Source organism: Streptomyces sp. NPDC048352, from assembly GCF_040651895.1.
Classification (GTDB): domain Bacteria; phylum Actinomycetota; class Actinomycetes; order Streptomycetales; family Streptomycetaceae; genus Streptomyces.
The window spans coordinates 1-21,153 of record NZ_JBEZKZ010000069.1 but is presented as its reverse complement, the minus strand read 5'-3'; the positions used below and the strand labels follow the sequence as shown (position 1 = coordinate 21,153).

Annotated in this window: 20 protein-coding genes and 1 pseudogene; 10 read left to right on the top strand and 11 right to left on the bottom strand. The window is 74.2% G+C overall.

The features are described from left to right. The first annotated feature begins 85 nt into the window (after window positions 1-85). The 4 genes from AB0D45_RS27515 to AB0D45_RS27500 all read left to right on the top strand — a co-directional run bounded on the left by AB0D45_RS27515 (window position 86) and on the right by AB0D45_RS27500 (window position 3,769). Window positions 86-2,083, top strand: coding sequence for a bifunctional metallophosphatase/5'-nucleotidase (locus AB0D45_RS27515; RefSeq protein ID WP_362463852.1), 1,998 nt, complete (start codon window positions 86-88; stop codon window positions 2,081-2,083). Between the two features lie 79 nt (window positions 2,084-2,162). Next, complete coding sequence (locus AB0D45_RS27510) at window positions 2,163-2,582, top strand: hypothetical protein (RefSeq protein ID WP_361601325.1); 420 nt, start codon at window positions 2,163-2,165, stop codon at window positions 2,580-2,582. A gap of 3 nt (window positions 2,583-2,585) precedes the next feature. Then, window positions 2,586-3,023, top strand: a complete 438-nt coding sequence (locus AB0D45_RS27505) for a DCC1-like thiol-disulfide oxidoreductase family protein (RefSeq protein ID WP_362463849.1) — start codon at window positions 2,586-2,588, stop codon at window positions 3,021-3,023. Between the two features lie 11 nt (window positions 3,024-3,034). Beyond that, the gene (locus AB0D45_RS27500) at window positions 3,035-3,769 is read left to right on the top strand and encodes a TetR family transcriptional regulator (protein ID WP_361601331.1); all 735 of its coding nucleotides are present in this window, start codon (window positions 3,035-3,037) and stop codon (window positions 3,767-3,769) included. 25 nt (window positions 3,770-3,794) lie between these two features. Here the strand turns inward: AB0D45_RS27500 and AB0D45_RS27495 are convergent, their stop codons facing one another. Then, window positions 3,795-5,027, bottom strand: coding sequence for an MFS transporter (locus tag AB0D45_RS27495; protein ID WP_362463846.1), 1,233 nt, complete (start codon window positions 5,025-5,027; stop codon window positions 3,795-3,797). A 107-nt stretch (window positions 5,028-5,134) separates the two neighbouring features. Here AB0D45_RS27495 and AB0D45_RS27490 point away from each other — a divergent pair, with 107 nt between their 5' ends. Beyond that, complete coding sequence (locus AB0D45_RS27490) at window positions 5,135-5,662, top strand: MarR family transcriptional regulator (RefSeq protein WP_362463843.1); 528 nt, start codon at window positions 5,135-5,137, stop codon at window positions 5,660-5,662. Window positions 5,663-5,692: 30 nt separating this feature from the next. Here the strand turns inward: AB0D45_RS27490 and AB0D45_RS27485 are convergent, their stop codons facing one another. Both AB0D45_RS27485 and AB0D45_RS27480 read right to left on the bottom strand, forming a co-directional pair. Further along, window positions 5,693-7,168, bottom strand: a complete 1,476-nt coding sequence (locus AB0D45_RS27485) for a metallophosphoesterase (protein ID WP_362463841.1) — start codon at window positions 7,166-7,168, stop codon at window positions 5,693-5,695. Next, window positions 7,165-7,407 (bottom strand): hypothetical protein, encoded by a 243-nt coding sequence (locus AB0D45_RS27480; protein WP_361601343.1) that lies wholly within the window; start codon window positions 7,405-7,407, stop codon window positions 7,165-7,167. The genes AB0D45_RS27485 and AB0D45_RS27480 overlap by 4 nt, the downstream gene beginning before the upstream one ends. Before the next feature lie 121 nt (window positions 7,408-7,528). Between AB0D45_RS27480 and AB0D45_RS27475 the strand changes: the two genes are divergently transcribed. After that, window positions 7,529-8,803 carry a D-alanyl-D-alanine carboxypeptidase gene (locus AB0D45_RS27475; RefSeq protein WP_362463838.1) on the top strand — a complete coding sequence of 425 codons (1,275 nt, stop codon included), beginning with the start codon at window positions 7,529-7,531 and terminating at the stop codon, window positions 8,801-8,803. A gap of 6 nt (window positions 8,804-8,809) precedes the next feature. Here the strand turns inward: AB0D45_RS27475 and AB0D45_RS27470 are convergent, their stop codons facing one another. From AB0D45_RS27470 to glyA, 4 genes are all read right to left on the bottom strand, one after another. Next, window positions 8,810-9,760 carry a YihY/virulence factor BrkB family protein gene (locus AB0D45_RS27470; RefSeq protein ID WP_362463835.1) on the bottom strand — a complete coding sequence of 317 codons (951 nt, stop codon included), beginning with the start codon at window positions 9,758-9,760 and terminating at the stop codon, window positions 8,810-8,812. Window positions 9,761-9,929: 169 nt separating this feature from the next. Further along, the gene (locus AB0D45_RS27465; RefSeq protein ID WP_362463832.1) at window positions 9,930-10,514 is read right to left on the bottom strand and encodes a 2'-5' RNA ligase family protein; all 585 of its coding nucleotides are present in this window, start codon (window positions 10,512-10,514) and stop codon (window positions 9,930-9,932) included. An 83-nt stretch (window positions 10,515-10,597) separates the two neighbouring features. Next, window positions 10,598-11,611 carry a tryptophan--tRNA ligase gene (gene trpS / locus AB0D45_RS27460; protein ID WP_362463829.1) on the bottom strand — a complete coding sequence of 338 codons (1,014 nt, stop codon included), beginning with the start codon at window positions 11,609-11,611 and terminating at the stop codon, window positions 10,598-10,600. A 171-nt stretch (window positions 11,612-11,782) separates the two neighbouring features. Then, window positions 11,783-13,051, bottom strand: a complete 1,269-nt coding sequence (gene glyA / locus AB0D45_RS27455; RefSeq protein ID WP_362463827.1) for a serine hydroxymethyltransferase — start codon at window positions 13,049-13,051, stop codon at window positions 11,783-11,785. A gap of 243 nt (window positions 13,052-13,294) precedes the next feature. On the opposite strand from glyA, the gene rocD reads away from it, so the two are divergent. Continuing rightward, entirely contained in the window at window positions 13,295-14,500 is a 1,206-nt protein-coding gene (gene rocD, locus AB0D45_RS27450; RefSeq protein ID WP_361601361.1) for an ornithine--oxo-acid transaminase, read from the top strand. Between the two features lie 155 nt (window positions 14,501-14,655). Further along, the gene (locus AB0D45_RS27445) at window positions 14,656-15,204 is read left to right on the top strand and encodes a hypothetical protein (RefSeq protein WP_362463824.1); all 549 of its coding nucleotides are present in this window, start codon (window positions 14,656-14,658) and stop codon (window positions 15,202-15,204) included. Here the strand turns inward: AB0D45_RS27445 and AB0D45_RS27440 are convergent. Both AB0D45_RS27440 and AB0D45_RS27435 read right to left on the bottom strand, forming a co-directional pair. Then, entirely contained in the window at window positions 15,201-16,403 is a 1,203-nt protein-coding gene (locus AB0D45_RS27440; RefSeq protein WP_361601367.1) for a glutathionylspermidine synthase family protein, read from the bottom strand. The two genes, AB0D45_RS27445 and AB0D45_RS27440, sit on opposite strands and share 4 nt — an antisense overlap. A 5-nt stretch (window positions 16,404-16,408) precedes the next feature. After that, a complete protein-coding gene (locus AB0D45_RS27435; RefSeq protein WP_361601370.1) occupies window positions 16,409-16,711 on the bottom strand; it encodes a hypothetical protein in 303 nt (100 codons plus the stop codon). Between the two features lie 97 nt (window positions 16,712-16,808). Here AB0D45_RS27435 and AB0D45_RS27430 point away from each other — a divergent pair, with 97 nt between their 5' ends. Continuing rightward, window positions 16,809-17,627: a hypothetical protein gene (locus AB0D45_RS27430; protein ID WP_362463873.1), complete on the top strand. Its 819-nt coding sequence runs from the start codon at window positions 16,809-16,811 to the stop codon at window positions 17,625-17,627. A 766-nt stretch (window positions 17,628-18,393) separates the two neighbouring features. Here the strand turns inward: AB0D45_RS27430 and AB0D45_RS27425 are convergent. After that, window positions 18,394-19,806 (bottom strand): PLP-dependent aminotransferase family protein, encoded by a 1,413-nt coding sequence (locus AB0D45_RS27425; RefSeq protein ID WP_362463821.1) that lies wholly within the window; start codon window positions 19,804-19,806, stop codon window positions 18,394-18,396. A gap of 46 nt (window positions 19,807-19,852) precedes the next feature. Between AB0D45_RS27425 and AB0D45_RS27420 the strand changes: the two genes are divergently transcribed. Beyond that, the gene (locus AB0D45_RS27420) at window positions 19,853-20,371 is read left to right on the top strand and encodes a carboxymuconolactone decarboxylase family protein (RefSeq protein WP_362463818.1); all 519 of its coding nucleotides are present in this window, start codon (window positions 19,853-19,855) and stop codon (window positions 20,369-20,371) included. 62 nt (window positions 20,372-20,433) lie between these two features. Here AB0D45_RS27420 and AB0D45_RS27415 read toward each other — a convergent pair. Beyond that, window positions 20,434-21,153: pseudogene (locus AB0D45_RS27415) on the bottom strand (hypothetical protein); the annotation flags it as partial.

Sequence of the window (21,153 nt, the reverse complement as noted above, 5' to 3'; positions counted from 1 at the left end):
CCCCCGGCGAGCCGGCCGGCGCGCAGGGGTGAAGCCCGGCACGGCGCCTCGACACGTGCGCCCCGGCCCGGGAGCATGGGCGGCTGTGACGAGGCCCACCAGCACCGCGCGTCCCGGCGCCAGTTCGCAGCGCCTCGGGCGGCGGACGTTCCTCACCGCCCTCGGCACCGTCGCCGCCACCTTCGCCACCGGTGTAGCCGCCCGCGCCACCGACGACGCCCGGGACGCGGCCACCGCCGCCGAGTACGTGGACGTACAGCTCCTCAACATCACCGACCTGCACGGCTACCTCCAGGCCGCCCCGGGCGGCGACGCCACCATCACGGGCAACGGGGGCCGTACGTACACCGTCGGCGGCGTCGCCCACATGGCCGCCCACCTCGCCCGGCTCCGGGCCGGGCGGGCCAACTCGCTCTTCTTCACCCCCGGGGACGCCTTCGCGGGCTGGGAGTTCGACGCCGCCGCCTTCGCCGACGAACCTACCGTCGAGGCGCTCAACCGCATGGGCCTCGACTTCGCGACCGCCGGGAACCACGAGTTCGACAAGTCGCCCGCCATGCTGCGCCGGCACATGGAGCAGGGCGTGCCGTTCCCCGTCGAGGGCCGCGACGCCACCTTCACCGACTCCTCGGGCGCCCGCTTCCACGGCTGCGACTTCCGCTACCACAGCGCCAACGTCGTCCGGGGTTCCGACGGGCGCACCGTCCTGCCCGCGTACAACATCGAGACGGTCCGCACCGCCGCCGGACAGGAGCTGCGGATCGGCTTCGTCCACCTCACCGCCCTCGGCACCGAGCTGCTGCCCGGCTCCTACCAGCCCGGGCTCACCACCCTCGACCAGGTCGCCACCGCCGACCGGTACGCGGCCCTGCTGAAGGCCCGGGGCGTGGGCGCCCTCGTCCTCAGCGTCCACGACGGGGCCGTGGCCGGCGCCGACTTCAACAGCGGCTCCGACCCCACCGGTCCGGCCCTCGACCTGGCGCTGCGCGTCTCCCCCGACTTCGACGCCATCGTCACCGGCCACTGGCACAGCCGGTTCAACATGATGGTCCCGGATCCCGACGGCGTCCCCCGCCCCTTCGTCGAGGCGGGCTGCCACGGCCAGCTCATCAACGAGATCAACCTCCGCCTCGACCCGGTGACCGGCCAGGTGGTCCGCGAGCTGACCGTGTCGACCAACCACCCCAACACCCGCGACATCGCCCCGGACCCGGACCTCAAGGAGGTCGTCGACTACTGGGCCGGCCAGGCCGCCGCGCGCGACGCCGCCCGGATCGGCCGGCAGACCGGCTCGTTCCGGCGTACGCGCGACACCGCCGGCGAGAGCACCATGGGCGACCTGGCCGCCGACTGGGCGCTGTGGGCGGGCCGCAGGCCGTCCGACCCGGAGAACGACGCCAACGCCCACCCCAACGTGCCGGCCCAGCTCGCCCTGGTCGCCGCCGCTCCCCGGGTGGGCCAGGCCGTGATCGCCGGGGACCTGGTGCGTGACGCGGCGTCGGGCGGCGCGGTCACCTTCGGCCGGGCCTGGCGGGCCGTCGGCTACGGCAACCCGGTCGTCACCGCGACGGTGACGGGACGGCAGATCCACGACGCACTGGAGCAGCAGTGGACGAGGGCGGCGAGCGGCGAGCTGCTCTTCGCGCCGCTCGCCGTCTCCCGGAACGTGCGCTACACCTTCGACGCCCGGGGCGGGGTCGGTGACCGGGTGGATCCGGCGGACGTGTTCATCGACGGCGTCCCGCTCGATCCCGCCGGCAGCTACCGGCTCGCGGCACCCTCGTACACCTTCCTCGCGTGCGACGGCTACGACGCCCTCGCGGGCTTCCGGGCCCCCTACCGCCACCAGCGCGACTTCGAGAGCTTCGTCGCGTACGTCCGCGAGACGGGGACGCTCACGCCCGCGCCGCTGGACCGGGTGACGGCCGCGCACGCGGACCGGCGCGGCGCCGAGGTCGGCACCGTCCGGGAGCCGGGCCCCGTCCTCCACTCCGACGGCTCCGCGACGCCCCGCCCCCAGGCCGCGATCATCGCGGCGGACCGCCCCGCGGGGATCCGCGCCGGGTACCGGCCGCCCTGCTGACCAAGGCTTGAACCTGTTCAAAAATAGGTCTAGAGTCAGCCCTGCCAAGGAGTTGAACACGTTCAAGGGGGCTGGGGCAATGGACCTCACCGTGGTCGCGTACGTCATCTACCTGCTCATCAGCATCGGGCTGACCGTCTGGGTGGCCCGTACGCTCAGCCGCAACGGCCGCGTCTTCATCGGCGACGTCCTCCAGGGGAACGAGAAGCTCGCCGACGCCGTCAACCACCTGCTGGTGGTCGGCTTCTACCTGGTCAACGTCGGCTTCGTGACCCTGTACCTGCGTTCGGGCGAGACGATCCTCGAAGCGCGCGGCCTCTTCGAGGCGCTGTCGGTCAAGCTCGGCGTCGTCCTGCTGGTCCTCGGCGTCATGCACCTCGGCAACGTGTGGGTCCTGAGCCGGATGCGCCGCCGCGGGATCATGGAGCGCCAGGCCCCGCAGATGCCGCCGCTGCCGCCGGTCGCCCCGCAGGGGTGGACCGCGCCGGCCGGGGCCTGACCGGTGGCGCGGGGCGCGCGGGCCGCGCGGGCCGCCGTCCGGCACCTGACCGTCCTGTACGACGCCGACTGCCCCGTGTGCGTCCACATCCGGAACTGGCTGCTGGGGCAGCGGCAGCTGGTCCCGCTGCGGCTCGTGCCGGCGGCCTCCGCCGAGGCCTGGCGGCGGTTCCCGCGGCTGGCGCACGCCGACACCCTCCGCGAGATCACCGTCGTCGGGGACGGGGGGCAGGTGTGGCGCGGGACGGACGCCTTCATCGTGTGCCTGTGGGCGCTGGCCGAACACCGCGCGAAGGCCGACTGGCTCGCCACCGCGGCGGGCCGGCCCTTCGCGAAGGCCGCCATGTACACGGCCGCCGCCGTCCGGCACGCGGTCCGTACCAATTCCCAAGCGGAGCCCCGAGAACCGGCCTGTGACGAACAGTGCCCGGCGCCCCGATAGGGTCGGACACCGTGACAGATCAGAAGGCGCCCAAGAGCGAGCAGACCCGCACGCTCATTCTCGAAACCGCGCTCCGGCTCTTCCAGGAGCGCGGTTTCGACAAGACGACCATGCGGGGCATCGCCAAGGAGGCAGGGGTCTCGGTCGGCAACGCGTACTACTACTTCGAGTCCAAGGAACACCTGGTCCAGGGGTTCTACGACCGGATCGGCGCCGCACACCAGGCGGCCGTCCGGCCCGTCCTGGACCAGGAGACCGACCTCCAGAAGCGGCTCGCCGGCGTGCTGACGAGCTGGCTGGACATCGCGGAGCCCTACCACGAGTTCGCCTCCCAGTTCTTCAAGAACGCGGCGGACCCGGAGAGTCCGCTGAGCCCCTTCTCCGCGGAATCGGAACCGGCGCGCAAGGCGGCCATCGACATCCACCGCGAGGTGCTGGCCGGGGCGAAGACCAAGGTGCCGGCCGAACTGGCGGACGTGCTGCCGGAGCTGATGTGGCTCTCGCAGATGGGCCTGGTCCTCTACTGGGTCTTCGACCGCTCGCCCGGCAGCGAGAAGACGCGCCGGCTCGCCGAGCGCGGTGCGCAGCTGACCACGCGGGGCATCGTGCTGGCCCGGTTCCGGGTGCTGCGGCCGCTGGTGCGCGAGGTGCACGAGCTGTTCGCGGACTTCCTGCCGGGCATGGCCCAGACGGCGGCCTCGCGCGCCGGGAAGCGGGCCTCGGACCCGCACCCCGGCGAGGAGTGAGCGCCCGGCCCCGGCCCCCGGGGTCTCAGCCGAGGACCAGCAGGGCGGCGACGGCCGGGCCGAAGGCGCCGCCGAGCTGGTAGCAGAGGGTGAACAGGCCGATGGCGCTGGGCCGCTGGGCCTCCCCGGGGGCGTCGGCCACGGCGTGCGTGGACAGGATGGCGTTGGCTGCGCCGGCGGTGAACACCCCCGCCGCGGTGGCCGCCAGCAGCAGAGCCCCTGAGGTGCCGAGGATCCCGGCGAGCGCGGCCAGGGCGCCGGTGGTGACGAGGACCGTACGCACGGCCGTCCGGCTCATCCGGGCCGAGGCGGCGGCGAGCGGCCAGGACAGCGCGGACCCGGCGAGCAGCGCGACCAGCTGTCCGGTGCCGGCGGCGGCGGTGTCCCAGCCGGCGCGGTCGGCGAGCAGCCGGGGCACCGCGAAGAGCAGCGTGAAGTAGGAGGCCGAAAGGGCCAGCGCGAGCAGCGAGGAGACCACGAACACGGGCCGGCGCAGCAGCGCGGCGGGCACGAACCCGTCGGGGCGCCGGCGGACGTGCACGGCGAGCAGCGCGGCGGCGACGAGGGCTGCGGCGAGGGCGGCGAGCGGTGCGGTCGGCAGCAGGACCAGGGCGGTGGCGAGCGCGGTCAGCAGGGCGGCGCCGCGGCCGTCGAAGCGGCCGGGGGCGGGCGGGGTGCCCGCGCCGGCCCGGCGGAGGACGGCGGGCACCGCCAGCAGGGACACGGCCTGGACGGTGAGGGCGATCCGCCATGAGGCGCCGTCCGCGAGGGCCCGGCCGAGCAGCGGCCCGGCCGCGCCGAGCATGCCGAAGCCGGCGCTGAGGACGCCCATGCGGCGGGCGGTTCCGGCGAGGCTGATCGCGGCCGCGACCAGCCCGGCGCCGCCCGCCGCCTGGGCGCAGCGGCCGGCCAGGGTGAGCGGGAGCCAGGGGGAGGCGGCGACCAGCAGGGTGCCGGCCAGGACCAGGACGGTGGCCAGGCGCAGCACCGCGGCGAGGCCCCGGCGGCGCAGGAGTCCGGCGAGCAGCGGGGTGCCGACGGCGATCGCCCAGCCGAAGCCCGTGAGCAGCCAGGCGGCGCCGGCGGTGGTGACGCCGAGGGAGGCGGCCATGTCGGGGAGGATCAGCACCGGCGCGTTGGCCCCGGCGGCGATGGGCGTGGCCAGCAGGGCGAGCCAGAGGACGGGGACGGGCCCGCGCTCCGGGACGGCGGTGCTCCTGCTCCCGACGGTCGTGCCGGTGCCGGTGGTGGCGGTCATGACAGCCCCTCCCCTTCACATCTCAGCCTTGACAATCTCAACGTTGAGATAAAAACACCGGCAGTGGTTCAACGTCAAGTGTCTTAACGTTGAGGTAATCTGGGGTCATGGAAGACGCCAGGGAGAAGGACACGGTGGCCACCTTCATCGGCCAGTGGGAGGCGGAGTGCCCCGACCTCGCGGCGGGTCTGTGGCCGGTCGAGGTCCTGGCCCGCATCCAGCGGATGACCCGGATCATCGACAAGCAGCTCAAGGCCTTCATGGCCGAGCGCGGCCTGGAGGTCGGCGAGTTCGACGTCCTGGCCAGCCTGCGCCGATCGGGCCCGCCGTACGCGATGACCGCCGGCGCCCTGATCCCGGCCGCGATGGTCACCTCGGGCGCCATCACCAACCGGATCGACCGGCTGGAGGCCAAGGGCCTGGTCGAGCGGGTCCGCGACGGGGCGGACCGCCGCTCGGTACGGATCCGGCTGACCGACGAGGGCCTGGCGGTGAGCGGTGCCGTCATGGAGGAGCACCTGGTGCACTACGCCCGGCTGCTGGCCCCGCTGGACCCCGGCACGGCGTCCGTGGTCGCCGACGCCCTGCGCACCCTGCTGCTGGCCCACGGCGACACCGTGGGGAGCACTCCCTAGTCAGGGCCCAGGCTGTCCGGTCGGACCGGGTCAGGCCTGGTACGAGGCGAGTTCGACGACGGTGATGTCGGACGGGGCTCCGACCCGCACCGGCGGACCCCACGCGCCCGCGCCGCGGGAGACGTACAGCTGGGTGTCGCCGTAGCGCTCCAGGCCCGCGACGGTCGGGTTCGCCAGCTCGGCCAGGTACTTGCCGGGCCACAGCTGGCCGCCGTGGGTGTGCCCGGAGAGCTGGAGGTCCACGCCGTGGCGGACGGCCTCGTCGATCACGATCGGCTGGTGCGCGAGGAGCACGGAGGTGCGGGAGCGGTCGCGGTCCCCGAGGGCCGCCCCGAAGTCGGGGCCGTGGCCCTCGCTCTCCCCCTGGACGTCGTTGACCCCGGCGAGGTCGAAGTGCGGCAGCTCGCGGCGGGCGTTCTCCAGGGGGGTGAGGCCGAGTTCGCGGACGTGGTCGACCCACTGCCGGGCGCCGGAGAAGTACTCGTGGTTGCCGGTGACGAAGTAGCTGCCGAGGCGGGCGCGGAGCTCGCGCAGCGGCTCGGCGGCGGGGCCGAGGTCGTGGACGTCACCGTCCACGAGGTCACCGACGACGGCGATGAGGTCGGGCTGGGTGCGGTTGACGGTGTCGACGATGCGGCGGGTGTGGGCGCGGCCGAGGACGGGGCCGAGGTGGACGTCGCTGACGACGGCGATCCGGAACCCGTGCGCCGCGCGGGGCAGCCGGGCCAGCGGCACCTGCACCCGCTTGACGCGCGGCCCGCGGAGCACCCCGTAGGTCCCGGCCCCCACGGTCACCCCCGCCGCGGCCACGGCCGCCCCGCCGAGCACCCGGGCCGCGAACACCCGCCGGCTCACCTCCCGCGCCGCGGCGTCGCCGGGAGCGGGCACCGCGCCCGGCTGCGCGGCGGGGCCGTCCTGCGGGGCGGTGGCCGGCCGGTCGGCGGCGGGCCCCTGCGGGGCCGATCCCCCGCCCGCCCCTTCCCGCAGCCGCGGCTCCTCCCCCGCCCCCGCGGACACGGCGACGGGATCCCCGGCCGCATCCGCCGCGACACGGGGCTGCGCCCCGGACACCTCGCCCGCGCCGCGGACTCCGACTCCCCCGGACGTACCGGCCGTACCCGCCTCGGCAGGGGGCAGTGCCCCGGAGCCCGCGGCCGGAACCTGCGGTGGCCGCGGGGCACCGGGGGCGGCGGGCCGGCGGAGCCAGAGGCGGCGGACCGGCTCCGCCACCGCCATCGCCATCGTCAGGTACAGCAGCACCGCCAGCCACATGTACCCCGGCCACGCCACCAGCCGCTCGAACCAGAACGGCGCGCCCGCCCGTCCGGCGGTGAGCGCCGCCAGCGCCAGCAGCGGCAGCGCGAAGGCCAGCACCGTGCCCGCCCGCCGGAGCGGCCCGCCCGCACGGGTCGTGTCGCGGACCAGCCGGACCCACAGCCACCGGTGGACCAGCCCCAGCAGCGCCAGTACCGCGGCCACCGCCGCGATCACCACGACCACGGTCATCGCGATTCCCGCCGCAGGGCCAGGAGACCGCGCACCCCGATCACCCCAACGGCCGTCCCCAGGAGAAAGGACGTCACCGCCAGGAGAAGGTGGACCCAGAAGTAGGGCGTGGGCCGGCCGTCGTCGAAAGCCAGACCGCTGGCGTCGTGGAGGAGGTTCTTGACGAACGTGGACCAGATCACCCAGGACCAGACTCCGAACGCTGCGAGGAACCAGGACGCGGTGCGGCTGAGTTTCATGTCCCCAGTATCGGATTCGTCCCCAGGACGGACGCGCCGGGGTGGGCCGTACCGGGGGTGGTTGGGCCCGGTTGGCCGGTCCCGGGCGCCGGTCAGTCAATCGGGATGTACGTTCACCTGCGTGTCTGCCAAGAAGACCGCGCTGACGGTCCTTTCCGCCGCGCTGCTGCTTCCAGCGGTGCTCATGGCACCCGCGAGCGCGCCCGCCGAGGCGGCGCCGGCGCCGCCCCCGCCGGCCGACGGGAAGGGACAGCCCCCGAAGGCACCGGACGCCGCCGCGCCGCCCCCCTCGATGTCCACCGTCGGCGGCGCCCGCCTCGGGCAGCCCGGGACCCAGGTCAACCTGCTGCCCGGCGCGCCCGCCCTCCCGGCCAACCTCAGCGGCCGTTCCTGGATCGTGGCGGACGCCGAGACGGGCGAGGTCCTCGCGGCGCACAACGCCCACTGGCGGCTGCCCCCGGCCTCCACCATGAAGATGCTGTTCGCCGACACGGTGCTGCCCGGCCTCCCCAAGGACAAGGTGCACCTGGTCACCGACGAGGACATGGAGGGCGTCGGCCCGGGCAGCAGCCTGGTCGGGGTCAAGGAGGACCACGAGTACAGCGTCCACGACCTGTGGCTGGGCGTCTTCCTGCGCTCCGGGAACGACGCGGTGCACGTGCTGTCGGCCATGAACGGCGGCATCGAAAAGACCGTCAAGGACATGCAGGCGCACGCCGAGGAGCTCCAGGCCCTGGACACCCACGTGGTGTCCCCGGACGGCTACGACGCCCCCGAGCAGGTGTCCAGCGCCTACGACCTCACCCTCGTCGCCCGCTCCGGGCTGCAGAAGCAGGACTTCCGCGAGTACTGCGGCACGGCGGAGGCGAAGTTCCCCGGCCGGCAGGAGGCGGGCCGGCCGCGCGAGTACTTCGAGATCCAGAACACCAACCGGCTGATGACCGGCGCCGGCGGCATCACCCCCTACAAGGGCATCGCCGGGGTGAAGAACGGCAACACCACCATGGCCGGCTCGACCTTCACCGGCGCCGCCCAGCGCGGTGACAAGAAGCTGCTGGTGACGGTCATGAACCCGGACAACGGCGGCCTGAACGGGGTGTACGAGGAGACCGCGCAGCTCTTCGACTGGGGTTTCGCCGCGGCCGGCAAGGTCAAGCCGGTCGGCGAGCTGGTCCCGCCGAAGAGCCTGGACGCCTCCCCGCTCGGCTCCCCCGCCCAGACGCACGGGAAGGGCAAGCCGGCGGCGGGCGGCCAGGCGGCCTCCGGCTCCGGCGGGCTCGGCACGGCGCTCGGGATCGCGGGCGGGGCGCTGGCCGTCCTGACGGGCGGGGCCTTCGTGGTCAACCGGCGCTGGCCGCGCGGCCGCCGCGGCCCCGGCGGCGGCGACGCCCTCTAGAGCCGGCTAGGGAACGGCTTCGGCCCCGTCGTCGGGGCGGTACTCCCCGGACGCGGCTCCGCCGGCCGCGTCCTGCGCGTCGTCCGTGTCGTCCGCTTCGGCCGGGTCCCGGTGGCCGGTCGCCGTCCAGGCCGCGCAGAAGAGGAGCAGCCGCGCCGTGAAGCTGATCCACAGCAGCAGGGCGATCGGCACGCCGAAGGCCCCGTACATGCTCTTGGCCGCGACCTCCCGCATATAGCCGCTGAGCAGCAGTTTCAGCAGCTCGAAGCCCGCCGCGCCGATCAGCGCCGCCTGGATCAGGCGGCCGCGGGGCGGGTCGACGCCGGGCAGCAGGGTCAGGAGGTAGAGCAGCAGCAGGAAGGCGGCCAGGACGCCGACGACGAAGGCCGCGCCGCGCAGCAGCGCCCCGCCCACGCCGTCGCGCGGGATGCCGAGGACTTCGGCGAACTTGCCGACCGCGCTGGCTCCCACGATCGACGCGGCGGCCGAGGCGAGGGCGGCGCCGCCGAGGCCGAGGAGGACGAGGGCGTCCTTGCCCTTGCGCAGGAAGGGGTTGCCCTCGTCCTCGTCGTCCTTCTCCCACACCGCGCGCAGGCAGTCGCGCATCGAGCCGATCCAGCCGATACCGGTGAAGAGGAGCACGGCGCCGGCGACGAGGCCGACGGTGCCGGCGTTGGCGACGAGCCCCTCCAGGTCGAGCTGGTCGGAGATGCCGGGGACCTGTTCGGCGAGGCTGTGCTGGAGCTTGTCCAGCTGGTCCTGGCTGAGCAGGGTGGCGCCGACGGCGGCGGCGACCGTGATCAGCGGGAAGAGCGCGAGGAAGCTGATGAAGGTGATCGCGGCGGCGAGGCGGGTCCAGTGCACGCGGTCGAGGCGCTCGTAGGAACGCCAGGCGTGGGTCCGCATGGCGGCCGTGGCCGCCGGCCCGATCACCGGGAGTTTCTTCAGCCAGTCCATGGGGCCACCGTAAATGAGCTGCCGGAAATAGCCAGGATTGTCGCTTTCGGGCAGTACGGTCGTCGATTGTGACTTTTCGCCCTACGGCTCGTTCTGCGACCCGTCCGTTCCACACGCTGGTCCTGCGGGGCCTGCGGTTCCGTGCCCGCCGGGCCCTGCGGCTCCTGCGTCAGGAGCGGCGCGCGGCCGTGTCGCCCACCGGAGCGGGCTGTGCGGGGACGCCGGCGGTGCCCGCGCCGAAGGGGTACTCGCGCAGCATGCGCCAGACCCCGTCCGAACCCTGCTCGTAGAGGGCGAAGCCCTGGCACAGCCAGGCGGCGGCGTAGTCGGCGAGCTCGGCGAAGGCCCGGTCCATCGCCTCGTCGCAGATCCCGTGGGCGACCGTGACGTGCGGGTGGTACGGGAACGCCAGCTCGCGCGCGAGCGGCCCCTCGGGATCGCGGACGCGGCCCTGGAGGCGGGTGCAGCCCGCCGTGCCCTCGGCGAGCCGGACGAAGACGACCGGCGAGAGGGGGCGGAAGGTTCCCGTCCCCTCCAGGCGCATCGGGAAGGCCCGGAAGGAGCCCGCGACCTCCGCCAGGTGGGCGCGGACCGCGGGCAGCCGCTCCGCCTCCACCTCGGTGGGCGGCAGGAGGGTGACGTGCGTGGGGATGCCGTGCGCGGCGGCGTCCCCGAAGCCGGCGCGCAGCTCCTGGAGCTGGCGGCCGTACGGCTCCGGGACCGCGATCGAAACGCCGAGCGTTACGGTCCCCACGTGTGTCTCCTTGGTGTGTGTACGAGGTGCTGCCGCCTCAGTGTGGCGCCAGCACCCCCTCGGCCGCCAGGGGCGCCGGTCCGTCAGTGCTTGGCGGGCAGGAAACCGAGGCGGTCGTACGCCTGCGCCAGGGTCTCCGCGGCGACCGCCCGCGCCTTCTCCGCGCCCTTGGCCAGCAGGGAGTCCAGGGTCTCCGGGTCGTCCAGGTACTCCTGGGTGCGCTGCTTGAAGGGTGTGACGAAATCGACCATCACGCCGGCGAGGTCGGTCTTGAGCGCGCCGTAGCCCTTGCCCTCGTAGCGGGCCTCCAGGGCGGGGACCGACTCGCCCGTGAGGGTGGAGTAGATCGTGAGCAGGTTGCTGACGCCCGGCTTGTTCTCCGTGTCGAAGCGGATCTCGGACCCGGTGTCGGTGACCGCGCTCTTGATCTTCTTCTCGGTGACCTTGGCCTCGTCGAGGAGGTTGATCAGGCCCTTCGGGGAGGACGCGGACTTCGACATCTTGATCGACGGGTCCTGGAGGTCGTAGATCTTCGCGACCTCCTTGACGATGTGCGCGGCGGGGAGCGTGAAGGTCCGGCCGAAGCGCTGGTTGAAGCGCTCCGCCAGGTCGCGGGTCAGCTCGATGTGCTGGCGCTGGTCCTCGCCGACCGGGACGGCGTTCGCCTGGTAGAGCAGGATGTCGGCGACCTGGAGGATCGGGTACGTGAAGAGGCCGACGCTGGCGCTGTTGACCCCGCCCTTGGCGGACTTGTCCTTGAACTGGGTCATCCGGCTGGCCTCGCCGAAGCCGGTGATGCAGTTCATGACCCAGCCGAGCTGCGCGTGCTCGGGCACGTGGCTCTGGACGAAGAGCGTGCAGCGCTCGGGGTCCAGGCCGGCGGCGAGCAGCTGCGCGGCGGACAGGCGTGTGTTGGCGCGGAGGTCCTTCGGATCCTGCGGCATGGTGATCGCGTGCAGGTCGACGACCATGTAGAAGGCGTCGTGCGTCTCCTGGAGGGCGACGTACTGGCGGATCGCTCCGAGGTAGTTCCCGAGGTGGAACGAGCCGGAGGTGGGCTGGATGCCGGAGAGCGCGCGAGGACGATCAGAAGCCATGCCGCCATTCTCTCAGGTGCCCGACCCGTCCTGGGCCCGCGCCCGGGAGCCCGCCGCGCGGCCGAAGTCCCCGACCCCGCCCTTCGCCCGTTCCCCAGCGCCGGCGTTCGGGGCGGAAGCGGAGAAAGGGCGGGGCGGGGAGGGGCTCCGCGCAGCGGGACCTCGGGCGGGCTACGCCAGCGGGAGGCCCGGGGCCGGGTAGGCGGCCAGGAGGTCGGCGACCTCGGCGCGGACGGCGCCCAGGGCCGGCTCGTCGTCCTTGGCGGCCGCGTCGACGGCGCGGGAGATCCACTCCGCCACCAGCGGCATGTGCTCCACGCCCAGCCCCCGCGACGTCAGCGACGGCGTACCGATGCGGATGCCCGACGGGTCGAACGGCTTGCGCGGGTCGAACGGCACCGTGTTGTAGTTCACCACGATCCCCGCCCGGTCCAGCGCCTTCGCCGCGACCTTGCCCGCCACGCCCCGCGAGGTCAGGTCCATCAGGATCAGGTGGTTGTCCGTGCCGCCCGAGACGAGGTCGAAGCCCCGCTCCAGCAGCGCCCCGGCCAGCGCCTTCGCGTTGGCGACGACCGCGTGGGCGTACGAGACGAACGACGGCTGCGCGGCCTCGTGGAGGGCCACGGCGATGCCGGCCGTCGTCTGGTTGTGCGGGCCGCCCTGGAGGCCGGGGAAGACCGCCTTGTCGATGGCCTTCGCGTGCTCCTCCCGGCACATCAGCATCGCGCCGCGCGGCCCGCGCAGGGTCTTGTGGGTGGTCGTGGAGATCACGTCCACGTGCCCCGCCGGGGAGGGGTGGGCCCCGCCCGCGATCAGGCCCGCGATGTGGGCGACGTCCGCGACCAGGACCGAGCCCGCCTCCTCGGCGATCGAGGCGAAGGCGGCGAAGTCGATGGTCCGGGGCAGGGCCGTACCGCCACAGAAGATGACCTTCGGGCGCTCCGCGAGGGCCAGCGCCCGGACCTCGTCGTAGTCGATGAGGCCGGTGTCGGCCCGGACGCCGTACTGGACGCCCCGGAACCAGGAGCCCGTCGCCGAGACCCCCCAGCCGTGCGTCAGGTGCCCGCCCATCGGCAGGGCCATGCCCATCACCGTGTCCCCGGGCCGGGCGAAGGCCAGGTATACGGCCAGGTTCGCCGGCGAGCCCGAGTACGGCTGGACGTTGGCGTGGTCCACCCCGAACAGGCCCTTGGCCCGCTCGACCGCCAGCGCCTCGACGCGGTCGATGTTCTGCTGGCCCTCGTAGTAGCGGCGGCCCGGGTAGCCCTCGCTGTACTTGTTCTGCAGGACCGTGCCGGAGGCCTCCAGGACCGCCGCGGAGACGTAGTTCTCGCTGGGGATCAGCCGCAGCGTCTGCGCCTGGAGGGTCTCCTCGGCGGTGACGAGCGAGGCGAGCTCGGGGTCGGTGGCGTACAGGGCGGGCTGGCGGTGCGCGGTCATCGCGGCTCCTCCGGGGTCGATGTCGTCTCTCGTCCCCGCGAGGCCCAGGCGAGCGGCCCTGTCTGCGGTCGTACGCGCACGACTCCCCCGGAGTCCGTTCTCCGTGCGCCAGTCGCCGTGCGTACCGCACACCCTAGCGGGCGCGGCTGCGGGGAGGTTTCCGGGTCCACGATCCGAGCGACGATACAAAGGACGTCACCCACGTCACCCGCGCCACCAGCCAGACGGACGATCGGAGACCCCGTGTCGAGAACTGCTGATGCCATCCGCTCCGCCGAGGAACACAGCGCGCACAACTACCACCCCCTGCCGATCGTCGTCGCGTCGGCGGACGGGGCCTGGATGACCGACGTGGAGGGCCGCCGGTACCTCGACATGCTCGCCGGGTACTCGGCGCTCAACTTCGGCCACGGCAACCGCCGGCTGATCGACGCCGCCCGGGCCCAGCTGGAGCGGGTCACTCTCACCTCGCGCGCCTTCCACCACGACCGCTTCGCCGACTTCTGCACCGAACTGGCCGCGCTGTGCGGCAAGGAGATGGTGCTGCCCATGAACACGGGCGCGGAGGCGGTGGAGACGGCGGTCAAGACGGCCCGCAAGTGGGGGTACGAGGTCAAGGGCGTCCCCGACGGCCAGGCCAAGATCGTCGTCGCGGCGAACAACTTCCACGGCCGTACGACGACCATCGTGTCCTTCTCCACCGACCACGAGGCCCGCGACCACTACGGCCCCTACACACCCGGCTTCGAGATCGTCCCGTACGGGGACCTGACCGCCCTCGACGCCGCCGTCACCGCCAACACGGTGGCCGTGCTGCTGGAACCGGTCCAGGGCGAGGCGGGCGTCCTCGTCCCGCCCGCCGGATACCTGCCGGGCGTACGGGAGCTGACGCGCCGGCGGAACGTGCTGTTCATGGCGGACGAGATCCAGTCGGGCCTGGGCCGCACCGGCCGGACCTTCGCGTGCGAGCACGAGGGCGTCGTGCCCGACGTGTACGTGCTGGGCAAGGCGCTCGGCGGCGGGGTGGTGCCCGTGTCCGCCGTGGTCGCCGACCGGGACGTGCTCGGGGTGTTCCGCCCGGGCGAGCACGGGTCCACCTTCGGCGGGAACCCCCTCGCCTGCGCCGTCGCCCTGGAGGTGATCGCGATGCTGCGCACCGGCGAGTACCAGCAGCGCGCCGCCGAACTCGGCGACCACCTGCACCGGGAGCTGAACCTGCTGACCGGCGGCGGCGCGGTGACCGCCGTACGCGGCCGCGGGCTGTGGGCGGGCGTGGACATCGACCCGGCGCGCGGGACGGGCCGCGACGTCTCCGAGAAGCTGATGGAGCTGGGCGTCCTGGTGAAGGACACCCACGGGTCGACGATCCGCATCGCACCGCCGCTGGTGATCAGCAAGGAGGACCTGGACTGGGGGCTGGACCAGCTGCGGTCGGTGCTCTCCGCCTAGCCGGCCGAACAGCGCGGGTGCGGCCGGTCCGGCCGCACCCGCGCTGCTCGGGGCGCTGCGGTGGACACCGGGAACGGTCCGCCGGACGATGGAAGGACCCCGTACGGGTGCGCGCCCCTGGTCTTCGCGGGCCGCCCCTCCGATGGGAGACCCCCATGCACCGACGCAACCGAAACACCCTGCTCTGCGGCGTCCTGGCGTCCTGCGTCGCCCTCGGCGGCGCCGCCGCCGTCGCCGCACCGGCGGCCGCCGCCACCACGGCGGTGCCCACCGCCAGCTGTACGGTCACCCCCGACCCCGGCGGGAAGTTCGTCGTCATCACCGGCGAGGGCTTCACGCCGCCGCGCAACCTGAACGACGGCCAGTCGACCGAGCCGCTGAACATCGACGCCAACGGCAACTTCCGGGTCCAGCGGTTCCAGAAGAACGTCGACTACACCGTCCTCGCGGTCGCGGAGGACCAGAACTTCATCTTCGTGAACTGCAAGAAGGCGGAGCCCAAGTCCCCGTCCCCCACCAACAACCGGCAGGACTACCGCAACGGTTACAAGGACGGCGCCACGGCCGGCGTGAAGGCCTCCAAGGAAGACTGCGACAGCCCGCCCGCGCCGGACAAGAGCCAGACCCACTCCGACTCCTACTGGAAGGGCTGGACGGCAGGCGCGAAGCTGAGCTTCGAGAAGTACTGCCCGGACGCGGACTAGTCCTCCAGGATCACGTGCGGCAGGAACCGGGCGTACTCGTCCGTGACCGGCCCCGCCGACTCCCTGATGCCGAGCCCCGCCGCCTCCTCCTCCACGACCCACGCGCCGAGCACCACCCGGTTGCCGTCGAAGTCGGGCAGCGGGGCCAGCGCCTGGAAGACGTACGTCTCCCCCTCGGCCGGGACGAAGGGCTCCCCGCCCTCGCCCGGCTCGTGGAGCGTGACCCCGGCACCCTCGCGGCCCAGCAGCGGCTTGGCGGCGTACCCGCAGGTCGCGGCCAGCTCGCGCGGGCCGTCGAGGTAGGCGGGCAGCAGGTTCGGGTGGTCCGGGAAGAGCTCCCACAGGATCGCCAGCAGCGCCTTGTTGGAGAGCAGCATCTTCCACATCGGCTCGATCCAGACGGTGCTGCCGGAGCCGCCGCCGTGGTCGTAGGTGCCCAGCACCTGCGGGCCGAACTCGTCGGTGGCCAGCCACTCCCACGGGTAGAGCTTGAAGCAGCTGCGGATGAAGCGGAGCTTCTCGTCCACGAACCGGCCCGCGAGGCTGTCCCAGCCGATCGTCTCCACGGACAGCGCGTGCGTCTCCAGCCCGGCCTGCTCGGCGGTCTCCTGGAGGTAGGCGACCGTCATCAGGTCCTCGCCGAGCTCGTCGGTCTCGGAGTGCGCGAAGTGCAGCGGGCCGGGCGGAAGCAGCTCCGCCTGGCGGCGCCAGGCCTCCACGAGCCGTTCGTGGAGGGAGTTCCACTGGTCGGCGCCGGGGAAGCGGTCCTCCATCCAGAACCACTGCGGGCTCGCCGCCTCCACGAGGGAGGTGGGCGTGTCGGCGTTGTACTCCAGCAGCTTGGCGGGGGCGCCCGCTCCGTCGTAGCGCAGGTCGAACCGGCCGTAGAGGGAGGGCTGTTCGGCGCGCCGCCGCCAGGACTCGGCGATCAGGGCGGCCAGCTTCGGGTCGGTGATGCCGAGGTCCGCGAAGCGGTCGTTCTCCACGATGTGCGCGGCCGCGGCCAGGCACATGGCGTGCAGCTCCTCGACCACCCCCTCCAGCGCCTCGACCTCCGGCAGCGAGAAGGAGTAGTACGCGCTCTCGTCCCAGTAGGGGCGCAGCGAGTCGTCGGGGTAACGGGTGAGGGGGTAGATCAGCCCCTGCTCCTCGACGGTCTTCTGCCAGTCGGGGCGCGGTTCGATGGTGTGCCGCTGCATGGGGCTCAGCCGCCGGAGGAGCCGGAGGTGCTGTGGCCGCCGATGCCGCCCCGGGTGACGGCGGACTTGTCGAAACTGCCGCCGGTCACCTTGCCGTTGCGGACGGAGCCGCCGTAGTAGTACGCGCCGTGGCCGCCGCTCTTGCACTCCTTGGCGTTCAGGTGGTCCAGGGTGGTGCGGGAGGCGCAGCGCTTGTCGGGCTCGTCGTTGCTCCCGCAGGCCACGAGGGTGGCGGCGAGCAGGCCCATGCCGCCGAGGGCGACCGCGCTGGAGCGCATGCGGCGTCTGGTGGTGTTGCCGGTATCCATGGCTTGCACCCTAGAGCGGGGGCGCGGGGGGAGGGAATCCGGCCGCCGTCACACCCTTGTCACGATGGTGACCTAGAGTCTGTTCGTGCTGATTGGGATGGTTTGCGCGCTGGGTGCGGCGGTGTGTTTCGGTACCGCGTCGGTGTTCCAGGCGGTGGCGGCCCGGGCGGCGGCGGTCCCGGGGCCGGGGTCGGGGTCGGGCGTCGACGCGGCCCTGTTCCTGCGGGCGGTACGGCAGTGGCGGTACGTGGCCGGTCTCGGGCTGGACGCGGTCGGCTTCGTGCTCCAGATCATCGCCCTGCGGCACGTCCCGATCTACACGGTGGGGGCCGCGCTGGCCGCGAGCCTCGCGGTGACGGCGGTGGTCGCGGCGCGGATGCTACGGATGCGGCTGACGCGGCTGGAGTGGGGCGCGGTGGGGGTGGTGTGCGCGGGGCTGCTGATGCTCGGGCTGGCCTCCGGTGAGGAGGGGTCGGGGACGGGGACGCTCGCGCTGAAGCTGGGCCTGCTGGGGGTGGCCGTGCTCGTCCTGGTGGCGGGCGCGGCGGCGGGGCGGCTGCCGGACGGGCCGCGCGCGCTGGTCCTGGGGCTGGCGGCCGGGACGGGCTTCGGGGTGGTGGAGGTGGCGGTCCGGCTCATCGGCTCCCTCTCGGTACGGGAACTGCGCAACCCGGCGCTGTACGCACTGCTGCTGGGCGGGGCGGCGGCGTTCCTGCTGCTCACCTCCGCCCTGCAGCGCGGCTCGGTGACGGCGGCGACGGCGGGCCTGGTCCTGGGCGAGACGGTCGGCCCGGCGGTGGTGGGCGTGGTCTGGCTCGGCGACCGCACCCGCGAGGGCCTGACCTGGGCGGCGGTGGCGGGCTTCGCGGTGGCGGTGGCGGGCGCCCTGGCCCTGTCCCGCTTCGGCGAACCGTAGCCCTGGCCGGGCGCTTCCCCGTCCGGGGCCCGGGGGCTGCGGCTGCCCGGGTGCGGCTGCGGCTGTGCGGAGGGGCAGGCCGGCCCGGATGCCCTCGGGGGCCCGGCGCGGATGCGCGGTGTCCGGGCTGCGGCTGTGCGTGCCCTGCGGGGCCGGTCCCCTACCCGCCCTTCCACCGTTCCCCGGGTCGCCGCCCCGGACCCCGCGCCTCAAACGCCGGCGGGGCTGGACGGGGCCGCGCGCCGCGCCCGCGTTGCCCTCGCAGACGGGGTGTGCACTGCTGCCCGCCAACCGGCCCCGGCGCCGCACACGTCGCCGGGGCCGGACGCGGCTGCACCGCCATGGCCGGCGGGGCGTGCACTGCCGCCCGGCAACCGGACCCCGCGTCTCTGGTCGCGGGTGCGCCGCCATCGCAGAAGGGGCGTGAGCTGTCACCTGCCCACCGGCCCCTGCGCACAAAGGCCGGCGGGGCCGGACGCGGCGCAGGCGAGAGATCCAGCCCCGCCGGCGTTTGAGGCGCGGGTCCGGGCAGAGCCCGGGGAACGGTGGAAGGGCGGGGAGGGGAACCTGCCCGCGCAGCGGCCGACCACCCGCAGGCGGTGGACCCGCCAGCCCGGGCCCGCGGCCCCGCCGACGGCCCGAGTCCGCGGGCGCCGAGCGGGCGAGGGCGGCGACGGGGCGCAGCAGGTGGCGGCGCCTGCGGTCCCGGACGGAGTCCGGCGCAGCGGCGGAAAGCCCGGGCGGGGAAGGAGGCGCCGGTGGGGCGTCACGGCAGGGCCGCGGTGAGGGCCTTCAGGGTCGGGGTCCAGGCGCTCGTGGGCGGGGTGCCGTAGCCCACGATCAGCGCCTCGCGCACCGGCATCGCCGACTCCGGGTGGCGGAAGCGCGCCAGGCCCTCCAGGGCCAGGTCCTGCCAGGCGGCGGCCTGGACGAGGGAGCGCTCGGTGCCCGCCGGGAGGTCCAGCACGGCGTGCAGCCCGGCCGCGATGCCGGAGACGGGGACCCGCCCCGCCACGGCGGCCAGCAGTTCGTCCCGGCGCCGCCGGTACCGCAGGCGCATGCCGCGCACGTGGCGGTCGTACGCCCCGGACGTGATGAACTCCGCCAGGGTCAGCTGGTCCAGCGCGCTGGACGTCCAGTCGACCGGGCCCTTCGCCGCCGTCACCTCCTCCAGCAGGTCCGGCGGGACCACCATCCAGCCCATCCGCAGCGCCGGCGCCAGGGACTTGCTCGCGGTGCCCAGGTACACCACCCGGTCCGGGTCCAGCCCCTGGAGCGCGCCGACGGGCTGGCGGTCGTAGCGGAACTCCCCGTCGTAGTCGTCCTCCAGGATCAGCCCGCCCGTGGTGCGCGCCCAGTCCACGGCCGCCGCCCGGCGCGCGGGGGTGAGGGCCGCGCCCGTGGGGAACTGGTGCGCCGGGGTCAGCAGGACCGCGCCCGTGCGGGGGCCGAGCGCGGCCAGGTCCGGGGTGCGGGCGCCGGCCTCGTCCACCCACAGCGGGCGGGTCACCAGCCCGGCCCCGGTCAGCAGGTCCCGGTGCACGTCGAGGCTGTACCCCTCCACCGCCACCTCCCGCACCCGGCGCCCCCGCAGCACCCGCCCGAGGAGCTGGAGCGCGTGCGCGAAGCCGGCGCACAGCACGATCCGGTCCGGGTCGGCGTACACCCCGCGCGCCCGGGCCAGGTACCCGGCGAGCGCCTCGCGCAGCTCCGCCCGGCCGCGTGCGTCGGCGGCGTAGCCGAAGGCGTCGTTCGGGGCGCCGGTCAGCGCCCGCCGGGCCGCCGCCAGCCAGGCGGTGCGCGGGAAGCCGCTCAGGTCGGGCGAGCCGGGGAGCAGGCTGTACGCGGGCCCCCGCCGCGCGGGGCGGCGTACCGGGGAGGCCCCGGCGGCCCGGCGCACCCTGGCCCGCTCCGCGACCCGGGTGCCGGAACCCTGGCGGGCCGTCAGCCAGCCCTCGGCGACGAGCTCGGCGTACGCCTCCGCGACGGTGTTGCGGGCGATCCCCAGGTCGGCGGCGAAGGACCGCGAGGACGGCAGCCGCGTCCCGGGCGCGAGCCGCCCGCTGCGCGCGGCCTCCCGCAGCGCCTCGGTCAGGGCGGCCCGCAGGCCCCGTCCGCCCGCCGCGGCGGCGAGGTCCAGGTGCAGGTCGGCACCGAAAGTGGCCCACGATCCGGTCATGGACATGGACCATAGCGGCGGGCCGCCTCGTCCGTACGGTGGAGCCATGAGCAACCAGACCGGCACGCACGCCGACACCGCCGAACTCGCCGTCGCACACGCCCCCCGCATGCAGTTCGCCCAGGTCGCCCCCGAGGTCTACAAGGCCGTCATCGGCCTGGAGATCGCGGCGAAGAAGGGCCTGGACCCGGCCCTCGTCGAACTCGTCAAGATCCGCGCCTCGCAGCTCAACCACTGCGCCTTCTGCCTGGACATGCACAGCAAGGACGCGCTCGCCGCCGGCGAGAGCGTCGAGCGCGTCCTGCTGCTCGGCGCCTGGGAGGAGTCGCGGCACTTCTACACCGAGAAGGAGCTGGCGGCGATCGAACTGACCGAGGCCGTCACCGTCCTGACGGAGGGCTTCGTCCCCGACGAGGTGTACGCCAGGGCCGCCAAGCACTTCGAGGAGGCGGAGCTGGCCCAGCTGATCGCCGTCATCGCGACGATCAACGTGTGGAACCGGATCGGCGTCACCACCCGCATGACCCCGGGGCACTACACCCCGGCGTCGGCGAAGAAGGCCTGACCGGCCGGGCGGCCTGACCGGGCGGCTCAGTCGGGCCGGGCCGCTCAGTCGGGCCGGGCGGCTCAGTCGGGCCGGAACGAGTCCAGGGCCGCCGTCAGGTTGGCGCGCGTCGTCGTGCTCTCGCCGGACGGGCCGGCCGCCAGCAGCGCCCACCGCTTGCCGTCCGGCGTGGTGATGATCCGCTCCATGCCCCGGCGGCGGCCGTGGGACTCCGCGCTGTCGTACTCGTAGACCAGCTCGCAGCCGGTTCCGGACGCCGGTTCGAGGGAGACCTGCCGGTAGCCGGGGGTCCCGTCGCGCAGGCGGTCCGAGGACATCTGCAGCAGCGTGCAGGAGCCCGTGGAGCCGCTCTCCGTCACGCGGAAGATCTGGAGCAGGGCGCTGCGGTCCCCGGGCGGGCGGTAGAAGGCCCCGCTGCCCGTCTCGTTGTGGCTGGGCTCCCAGCCGGCGGGTACCGCCACCGAGAAGCCGTCGTCGTTGCGCACCACCGTGTAGCCGGCGCTGCCGGTGCCCGCCGGGGTGCTGGGCGTGCCGGTGCCCGGTGACGACGGGTCCACGGGCGGCTCGGGGGCCGGTCCGGTGGGCTGCCCCGACGACGGGGACGCCGGCGGCCGCGCGGCCGTCGCCGGGCCGTTGTCGGGACCGAGCAGCATCCACGCCGCGACCGCGGCGCCGCCCGCGACCGCAGCCGCCAGGCCCACCAGCACCGGGGCGCGCCACTGCCCCGCGCCCGGCTGCGCCAGGCCGAACTGGGCCGCGGCTCGCGCGAGGAACTCGAACAG

Excerpts from the sequence above, each read along its gene's own strand:
- AB0D45_RS27510 (WP_361601325.1), top strand. The coding sequence starts at position 2,163 with ATGGACCTCACCGTGGTCGCGTACGTCATCTACCTGCTCATCAGCATC.
- AB0D45_RS27495 (WP_362463846.1), bottom strand. The coding sequence starts at position 5,027 with ATGACCGCCACCACCGGCACCGGCACGACCGTCGGGAGCAGGAGCACC.
- AB0D45_RS27490 (WP_362463843.1), top strand. The coding sequence starts at position 5,135 with ATGGAAGACGCCAGGGAGAAGGACACGGTGGCCACCTTCATCGGCCAG.
- AB0D45_RS27485 (WP_362463841.1), bottom strand. The coding sequence starts at position 7,168 with ATGACCGTGGTCGTGGTGATCGCGGCGGTGGCCGCGGTACTGGCGCTG.
- AB0D45_RS27480 (WP_361601343.1), bottom strand. The coding sequence starts at position 7,407 with ATGAAACTCAGCCGCACCGCGTCCTGGTTCCTCGCAGCGTTCGGAGTC.
- AB0D45_RS27470 (WP_362463835.1), bottom strand. The coding sequence starts at position 9,760 with ATGGACTGGCTGAAGAAACTCCCGGTGATCGGGCCGGCGGCCACGGCC.
- trpS (WP_362463829.1), bottom strand. The coding sequence starts at position 11,611 with ATGGCTTCTGATCGTCCTCGCGCGCTCTCCGGCATCCAGCCCACCTCC.
- glyA (WP_362463827.1), bottom strand. The coding sequence starts at position 13,051 with ATGACCGCGCACCGCCAGCCCGCCCTGTACGCCACCGACCCCGAGCTC.
- AB0D45_RS27445 (WP_362463824.1), top strand. The coding sequence starts at position 14,656 with ATGCACCGACGCAACCGAAACACCCTGCTCTGCGGCGTCCTGGCGTCC.
- AB0D45_RS27440 (WP_361601367.1), bottom strand. The coding sequence starts at position 16,403 with ATGCAGCGGCACACCATCGAACCGCGCCCCGACTGGCAGAAGACCGTC.
- AB0D45_RS27435 (WP_361601370.1), bottom strand. The coding sequence starts at position 16,711 with ATGGATACCGGCAACACCACCAGACGCCGCATGCGCTCCAGCGCGGTC.
- AB0D45_RS27430 (WP_362463873.1), top strand. The coding sequence starts at position 16,809 with ATGGTTTGCGCGCTGGGTGCGGCGGTGTGTTTCGGTACCGCGTCGGTG.
- AB0D45_RS27425 (WP_362463821.1), bottom strand. The coding sequence starts at position 19,806 with ATGACCGGATCGTGGGCCACTTTCGGTGCCGACCTGCACCTGGACCTC.
- AB0D45_RS27420 (WP_362463818.1), top strand. The coding sequence starts at position 19,853 with ATGAGCAACCAGACCGGCACGCACGCCGACACCGCCGAACTCGCCGTC.